At 53.0% G+C, this 1,369-nt stretch carries 2 protein-coding genes; both read left to right on the top strand.

The window, feature by feature from the left end:
• Positions 1–260 precede the first annotated feature (260 nt).
• Positions 261–740 (top strand): hypothetical protein, encoded by a 480-nt coding sequence (locus tag BM036_RS19670; RefSeq protein WP_091855312.1) that lies wholly within the window; start codon positions 261–263, stop codon positions 738–740.
• Between the two features lie 10 nt (positions 741–750).
• Entirely contained in the window at positions 751–1,272 is a 522-nt protein-coding gene (locus tag BM036_RS20025; RefSeq protein WP_143066683.1) for an ankyrin repeat domain-containing protein, read from the top strand.
• The last annotated feature ends 97 nt before the right edge of the window (positions 1,273–1,369 follow it).

Genomic DNA, 1,369 nt, shown 5'->3' with positions numbered 1-1,369 from the left:
AGGTTGTCACCAAAAACCGGGACAGATCTATTTTTTGGGCGTCGGAAGCCGGGGCAGATCTATTTTTTCGGGCGCTAGGCTTACGGTGCCTGGGTGAGAGCTTCAGACTGTGCTTTCCCTGTCGTTTGGTGACTCAAGTCGTTGAACGGCTATTTAGCTCCTGCTAGTCTCCGCATTGCATGTGGCAGACCAATAGCCGCACGTCCTGATTAACGACTTCCAGAAGGATGGAGGTCCCTGCTACAGAAAGGAGTCTCTGTATGAGTGACGTTTCGCTCAGTCTTCCCGTTATTAGTGATCAGAATGTCGTGCTAACCTATGAGGAAGCACGAGAGGTGTTCGTGTTCTTCTGGCCCGAACGCAAGCGCGCGATCGAGGAGATGTCCATCAATCTGGATGCCCGGCGCTATGCACAGGCGTTGCTGATAGTTGCTGTAGACGCTTCCTACATGGTCGGATTTGTCGATATTCTGATCAATGCAATCATCCGCAAGAAGCCAGGCGCGAGTGTACGTGCATTGATCAAGAAGGTGACTCGCAAGTATATGAGGCACTGGTGGAAGCACGCCACTGAGGAAGATCTGACTGACGCAAAGATTTATGACACTGTCAGAGCGACCGTTGCACTGAAACAGAAATCCCGCTTTGAAATGCTGCTTGCAGGTATCGCTTCCCTGCCAAGAGAGCTCCCCTCTTTTGAGGTATCTGACCTCACATCTGGCAATCTGGTCTGGGTATAAGGGGCTCTTCATGAGAAAGTTTATAGCAGGTTTTCTTGTTCTCCTGCTCGTCGTGGTGATTGGTGGGGCAGGTGTTCTCACCTACAACTTTGCCAATGCTTCTACGGTTACGCTGATCGTTTACATGAGTTCGGACGAATCCCCGGCATTGGTCAAATGGGGGGCGGAGAAGGCCCTTTATGGGTTGCACCCAACGGAGGAGGAAGTTCAGCAACTGAACGCCGAAGCCGGTGCCCGTTATGCCGCGCTGTATCCTGATGAAGCACAAGCGAGGAAAATGCTGGAGCATTTTCTGGAGAAGGGCGTTGATGTGAACGCTGTCGATACGGCTACGGGGTCCGGTGTTTCAGCGTTACACTCGGCAGTACTGGAGAGAAATCCCTTCGCCGTCGAGTTGCTGTTGGAGCACGGCGCGAATGTTTCCATAGAGGGCGAGCAGGGCCGGACTGCGCTGGATTTTGCCAGGCTTCTCCAGGGGAAGGAGTCCGGGCCAGAAATTGCGAAAATCATCGTGACCCTTGAGAATACGTAGTCGACTGCGTATTCCAGACCAAGGTTGCCACTGATTCCAGACGAAGCCTGCCACCCATTCCACGCGAAAGCTGCCACTGATTCCACGGCAAAGCTGC

It is taken from the genome of Marinobacter segnicrescens, from assembly GCF_900111555.1.
Lineage (GTDB): Bacteria > Pseudomonadota > Gammaproteobacteria > Pseudomonadales > Oleiphilaceae > Marinobacter > Marinobacter segnicrescens.
Note: the sequence above shows the minus strand (reverse complement) of the source record. Positions and strands in the feature narration are given on the sequence as shown.